The following is a 2,622-nucleotide window of genomic DNA, read 5'->3' on the forward strand; positions in this document are numbered from 1 at the left end:
GGTACTGAAGAGTCTCCTGGTGAAATCATTTTATACCAAGGTCGTTCATACAAGTCTTACCGTGGTATGGGGTCTTTAGGCGCAATGTCTCAAGGTTCATCTGATCGTTACTTCCAAAGCGATAACGCTGCAGACAAATTAGTACCAGAAGGCATCGAAGGTCGTGTTGCTTATAAAGGTAAAGTTAAAGAGATTATTCATCAGCAAATGGGTGGCGTACGTTCATCTATGGGCTTAACAGGTTGTGCAACTATCGTTGAGATGAACACTAAAGCTATGTTTGTTAAAATTACTAGTGCAGGTATGGGTGAAAGCCACGTGCATGATGTTGCTATCTCTAAAGAAGCACCTAACTACCGTATGGGTTCTTAATAATATACCCATGTTACTTACAAATGCTTTGTCAGGCTTCAGATTACATATCAGAGCTAGGCATAGCATGAGGTAATTGTTATTCACTTTTCGAGTGCTATAACGCAGCACTGGTTTGTAAGCTGAAGCCCCATAGGGCAAGTCAACTAGCACCAATCTGCGTTGTTATAAAATCTCTATGTAGAATAACTATACTTCAATTTTATGCCTAGCATCTCGGTACAATTTGTCTTGCTGACTTTGTATTTGGAAATAGCATGGGTATAAGTACTAATCTTTTTCAAAGGTGGGTTAACCACCTTTAAACTTTTATTAAAAAGGGTCTCTTAATGAGCAAGAACATTCATGAACAGCGAATTCTTATTTTAGATTTTGGTTCTCAGTACACACAACTTATTGCGCGTCGTATCCGTGAAATCGGTGTTTACTGTGAGCTATGGAGCTGGGATGTTGACGAGCAAGATATCAAAGACTTTAATGCCAACGGTATTATCTTAGCGGGCGGACCTGAAAGTGTTACAGCTGAAGGTTCTCCACGTGCCCCTGAATATGTGTTTAATGCTGGCGTACCTGTATTAGGTATCTGTTACGGTATGCAAACTATGTCTCACCAGTTAGGTGGCGCTGTTATTAAAGGCGATGGTGAAGGTGAGTTTGGTTATGCACAAGTTGAAGTTATCAATGAGTGTGCATTATTTAAAGATATTGAAGATGCATTAGCTGAAAATAATAACCCATTATTAGATGTTTGGATGAGTCACGGCGATAAAGTTTCTGCTATCCCATCTGATTTTGTAACGATTGCAAATACTGCAACTTGTCAGTTTGCTGCTATTGCGAATGAAGAAAAACATTTTTATGGTGTTCAATTCCACCCTGAAGTAACGCATACACGCCAAGGCGAACGTATGTTACGTAACTTCGTTGTTGATATTTGTGGCTGTGAAACGTTGTGGACTTCTTCTTCAATTATTGAAGATGCAGTTGCACGTATGAAAGAGCAAATCGGTGATGATGAAGTCATTCTAGGTCTTTCAGGTGGTGTTGATTCATCAGTAGTTGCTATGTTATTACAACGTGCAATTGGTGATAAGCTGACTTGTGTTTTTGTTGATAACGGTTTATTACGTTTAAACGAAGGCCAACAAGTGATGGATATGTTTGGTGACCACTTCGGATTAAAGATTGTTCATGTTAATGCTGAACATAGATTCCTTGAGCAAATGGCTGGCGAAAGCGATCCAGAAGCAAAACGTAAAATCATTGGCCGTGTGTTTGTTGAAATTTTTGATGAAGAATCAAAAAAACTACAAAATGCGAAATGGTTAGCGCAAGGTACTATTTACCCAGATGTTATTGAATCTGCAGGTTCTAAAACCGGTAAAGCACATGTTATCAAATCTCACCATAATGTTGGTGGTTTACCTGATGATATGGAAATGGGCTTAGTTGAGCCACTTCGTGAATTATTTAAAGATGAAGTGCGTAAGATTGGTTTAGAACTAGGTTTACCTTACAACATGTTATACCGTCACCCGTTCCCAGGACCAGGTCTAGGTGTGCGTGTATTAGGTGAAGTTAAGAAAGAATACTGTGATCTTTTACGTCGTGCCGATGCAATATTCATTGAAGAGTTACACAAAGCGGATCTTTACCACAAAGTAAGCCAAGCGTTTGTTGTATTCTTACCTGTACGCTCTGTAGGTGTTATGGGTGATTGCCGTAAGTATGATTGGGTTGTTTCACTACGTTGTGTTGAAACTATCGACTTTATGACAGCTCGTTGGTCACATTTACCATACGATTTAATCGGTCATGTATCAAACCGTATCATTAATGAAATTGATGGTATCTCACGTGTTGTATACGATGTTTCAGGTAAACCACCTGCAACAATCGAGTGGGAATAAATATTAATTTTTAATTAATATTTATTAGGTAATAATAAAGGCGCTTTTAGCGCCTTTTTTTTATTTAAAATTCAACGGATTGTATTGTTTATGTCACAAATAAGACTGCTATTTATCGTTCTATAAAATACAAATCTAATTTTAAATTATCACTGGTTGATAAAGTAAGGTTGGTCAAATAAGAGGGGGGGAGCTTTTTATCTACGAGAAAAATATTTATTATTAAGTTATAGTTTTTGTAGGCATTTAACCAATGCGGCGATAGCCTCTCCGTACGTTTTTCTTGGCTGTGAAATGACTTTAGTAAATTAAATCATGGATGATTTAATTAGGCTTGGCT

The 2,622-nt window shown here is 37.9% G+C and carries 2 protein-coding genes; both read left to right on the forward strand.

The features are described 5' to 3' along the window. On the forward strand, positions 1-372 hold a 372-nt coding region (locus QNK26_RS12490; protein ID WP_319223380.1), incomplete at its 5' end, for an IMP dehydrogenase. A gap of 329 nt (positions 373-701) precedes the next feature. Beyond that, positions 702-2,282 (forward strand): glutamine-hydrolyzing GMP synthase, encoded by a 1,581-nt coding sequence (gene guaA / locus QNK26_RS12495; protein WP_319223382.1) that lies wholly within the window; start codon positions 702-704, stop codon positions 2,280-2,282. The last annotated feature ends 340 nt before the right edge of the window (positions 2,283-2,622 follow it).

This window comes from Moritella sp. (genome assembly GCF_033791185.1).
Classification (GTDB): domain Bacteria; phylum Pseudomonadota; class Gammaproteobacteria; order Enterobacterales; family Moritellaceae; genus Moritella.

Bases quoted from the DNA above. Each gene is read 5' to 3' on its own strand.
- guaA (WP_319223382.1), top strand. From the start codon at position 702: ATGAGCAAGAACATTCATGAACAGCGAATTCTTATTTTAGATTTTGGT.